Origin of the sequence: Phenylobacterium sp., from assembly GCF_036723115.1 — a bacterium.
Taxonomy (GTDB): domain Bacteria; phylum Pseudomonadota; class Alphaproteobacteria; order Caulobacterales; family Caulobacteraceae; genus Phenylobacterium.
The window spans coordinates 8,800-11,642 of the sequence record NZ_DAIMHV010000086.1 but is presented as its reverse complement, the minus strand read 5'-3'; the positions used below and the strand labels follow the sequence as shown (position 1 = coordinate 11,642).

The following is a 2,843-nucleotide window of genomic DNA, read 5'->3' as shown; positions in this document are numbered from 1 at the left end:
CTGATCGGCTCGGCCTCGGCCAAGTGGGCGGCGCTGGCGCCGGTGCTGGTGCCCATGCTCATGCTGCTCGGCGTCAGCCCGGAAATGAGCACAGCGGCCTATCGCATGGGCGACTCGGCCACCAATATCGTCACGCCCCTGATGGTCTATTTCCCGCTGATCCTGGGCTTCGCCCAGCGCTATCAGAAGGATTTCGGGGTGGGTTCGCTGATGGCGGTGATGGTGCCCTACTCCCTCACCTTCCTGGGGGCCGGACTGATCATGGTTCTGGGCTGGACGGCGTTTGACCTGCCCCTGGGTCCGGGCGCCATTGTGGACTATGTCCTGCCCACCGCCGCCCTCGCCCCGGCGCCTTAGGGCGTAAGGGCGCGGGGCGGCCTCTTCACTTCAACGCAACCGGCGCCGATATAGTCTCCAGGCGCTTTCCGCCCCTTGCCCCGGACGACAGATGAAGCAGTTCCTCACCACCATGGCCGGCGTCTTCGCCGGGCTGTTGCTGTTTATGGTGGGCGTGCCCTTCCTGCTGATCGTCATGGCGGCCGGCGCGGCGCGGCCCGCCCCGCCCCCCAATCAGATCGTGCTGCAACTGGACCTGCGGGAATCGCTCACCGACCAGAACCTGCAGAACCCCCTGGGCGGCTTCGGGCGCCGCAACCTGTCGGTGATGGCGATCGTGGAGGCGCTGGGGGCGGCCAGCGAGGACCGGCGGGTGAAGGGCCTGCTCATCCGTCTGCCGGAAGTGGGCATGGAGCCCGGCGCCGCCGACGAGATCCGCCTGGCCATCAAGCGGTTCGAGGCGAGCGGCAAGCCTGTGATCGCCCACAGCCAGGGCCTCTATCAGGCCGGCGTGGTGTCTTCGACCTACATGGTCGGCGCTGCGGCCGGCGAGCTGTGGATGCAGCCGGGCGCCGCCCTGCAGGTGACGGGCCTGGCCGTCGAGGACGTCTTCTTCAAGCGCTTCTTTGATGAATACCGGCTGGAGGCCGACTACCAGCAGCGCAAGGAATTCAAGAACGCGGTCAACGGCTATCTGCACAGCGACTACACGCCCGCGCACCGGGCGGCCCAGCTCTCCTGGATGACCTCCATCTATGAGAGCGCCCTCGATCAGGCGGCCCAGGATCGCGAACTGGCCCCGGCGCTCCTGCGCACCCGACTGGAGGCCGGCCCCTATTCCGCCGATCAGGCCGCCGAGCTCGGCCTTGTGGACAAGGTCGGCCAGGTTCACGAGGCCGAGGCGCGGCTGCTGGACGAGGCGGGCGCCAACGCCGAGCTCTTCGACCTGATGGCCTATGCCCGCAGCCTGCGGGGCGGGGACGCCGGCGGAGGCCCGGCCATCGCTGTCATCGAGGCCGAAGGCCCCCTGCTCACGGGCGCCAATGGCGTGGCCAATCCGCTCGCCCCCTCCGCCATGGTGCTGTCCGACGATCTGGCCGCGGCCCTGATCGAGGCAGCCGAGGCTGACAACATTCGCGCCGTTGTCCTGCGGGTCAATTCGCCCGGGGGCTCCAACACCGCCTCCGAACAGATCCTGGACGGTGTGCGACGGGTCAAGGCGGCCGGCAAACCCATCGTGGTGAGCATGGGCGCCTATGGGGCGTCCGGCGGCTATTGGATCGCCTCTGAGGCCAACGAAATCGTCGCCCAGCCGACGACCCTGACGGGGTCCATCGGGGTCTATGGCGGCAAGCTGGCGCTGGGTCCGGCGCTGGCGGAGTTCGGGGTGGACATGCGCCAGCTCCAGGTGGGCGGGGACTTCGCCGGCGCCTATCGCCTGGGGGAAGGCTTCACCCCCGCCCAGACCGCCGCCGTCGCCCGCATGATGGACCAGACCTACGCCGACTTCCTCACCCGAGTGTCCCGGGGGCGCAACCTCCCGGTGGAGCGAGTGGAGGAGATCGCCCGCGGGCGGGTCTGGACCGGACGCCAGGCCAAGGAGCTGGGCCTGGTGGATCACCTGGGGGGCTTCCCGCTGGCGGTGGATCGCGCCCGGGCCCTGGCCGGCCTGGATGAGAGCGCCCGGCTGCGCCGGATGACTCCGCAGGCGACGCCGCTGCAGGCCCTGGAGCGGATGCTGGGCGTGGGCGCCCTGTCCCTGCGCACCCTGGCCGCTGCGGCCTGGGTCATGGGCGATCCCCGCGCCGAAGCCCTGCTCGAAGGGGCGGTGCAGGAACGCCTGCGCACCCAAGGCGCCGGCATGGTTCTGGCGCCGACGCCGGTGCGCTGAGTCGCTTTTAGCGCACCTCGATCATCCGGCCCTCCTCGCCGAGGCGGCCAGGAGCGCGGAAGGTCACCAGGCGGTGGGCGAAGTCCAGCTTGATGGACCGGAAGTGACGCATGACGTCCATGCCCAGCAGTATGGCCGGCGTTCGCTCCAGCTCCCACAGCTTGAACACGTGCAGGTCGGTGAGAACCGCCGAGAGCTGACCGATGACCAGCCCCCCCAGGCGCAGGGGTGGAATGGGACTGAGCCGGCCCCTCGCCTGCTGGCCGGTGACGCCGACCATCTCCACATCCTGCTGGACGGGATGGATGAGGCCGTCGCGCTCCAGAAGACGGGCGAGGCTCAGATTGCCCACCGTGTTCTCAGAGCCAGAGTCCAGGAAGGCGGTCACGGGGATGCGGCCCACCTGGGCGTCGATGATCACCAGCTGACCGAACCGCTGGCGGGCGGCGACGACCACTTCGGCGGGATCGGCGGGCAGGGCCGCGCGCAACCGGCCGGAATCCGCGCTGGCGGTGACGGAGTAGGATTGCGCCGCTGAGACCACGAACCGGTTCTGGGCGAAGTCCAGGGTCACGGCGCGGTTGCGCAGCACATCGACGCCCAGCAGACCGTCCAC

Annotated in this window: 3 protein-coding genes; 2 read left to right on the top strand and 1 reads right to left on the bottom strand. The window is 69.6% G+C overall.

The features are described 5' to 3' along the window. Both V7D28_RS10000 and sppA read left to right on the top strand, forming a co-directional pair. Positions 1-357 (top strand): AbgT family transporter (locus V7D28_RS10000; RefSeq protein ID WP_333587237.1); only part of this gene is annotated, 357 nt, incomplete at its 5' end. Between the two features lie 91 nt (positions 358-448). Further along, positions 449-2,227, top strand: coding sequence for a signal peptide peptidase SppA (sppA, locus tag V7D28_RS09995; protein ID WP_333587236.1), 1,779 nt, complete (start codon positions 449-451; stop codon positions 2,225-2,227). Between the two features lie 7 nt (positions 2,228-2,234). On the opposite strand, the gene V7D28_RS09990 is transcribed toward sppA, so the two are convergent. Beyond that, positions 2,235-2,843: aspartyl protease family protein (locus V7D28_RS09990; RefSeq protein WP_333587235.1), on the bottom strand; the 609-nt coding region annotated here is incomplete at its 5' end.

What these genes read in the sequence shown, in the direction of transcription:
- sppA (WP_333587236.1), top strand. Translation starts at nt 449, where the DNA reads ATGAAGCAGTTCCTCACCACCATGGCCGGCGTCTTCGCCGGGCTGTTG.